At 69.2% G+C, this 569-nt stretch carries 1 protein-coding gene; it reads right to left on the reverse strand.

Going from position 1 to position 569, the window contains the following annotated elements; all coding sequences use genetic code 11:
* On the reverse strand, positions 1-569 hold a 569-nt coding region (locus AC3A6Y_RS35000; protein WP_487872792.1), incomplete at both ends, for an acyl-CoA dehydrogenase family protein.

Consider the following 569-nt stretch of genomic DNA (forward strand, 5'->3'; position numbering starts at 1 on the left):
AGCTCCAGCTTGGCGATCGCGTTGCGGTGCACTTCGTCCGGTCCGTCCACCAGCCGCACGGTGCGCTGGTGCGCGTAGGCCTCCGCCAGCCAGAAGTCCTGGCTGACGCCGCCGCCGCCATGGGCCTGGATCGCCCAGTCCACCACCTTGCACGACATGTTGGGCGCGACCACCTTGATCATGGCGATCTCGGCGCGCGCCACCTTGTTGCCCACGGTGTCCATCTTCCACGCCGCGTTGAGCGTCAGCAGGCGGGCCTGGTCGATCATGCAGCGCGATTCGGCGATGCGTTCGTGCCAGACCGACTGCTCGGCCAGCGGCTTGCCGAACGCGATGCGCTTCTGCAGGCGATCGCACATCAGTTCCAGCGCGCGCTCGGCGGCGCCGATGGAGCGCATGCAGTGGTGGATGCGCCCCGGCCCCAGGCGGCCCTGCGCGATCTCGAAACCCCGGCCCTCGCCCAGCAGGATGCTGTCCGCCGGCACGCGCACGTTCTCCAGAACCACTTCCATGTGGCCGTGCGGCGCGTCGTCGTAGCCGAACACCGACAGGTGCCGCAGCACCGTGAC

Source organism: Variovorax sp. Soil_C_17, from assembly GCF_057657265.1.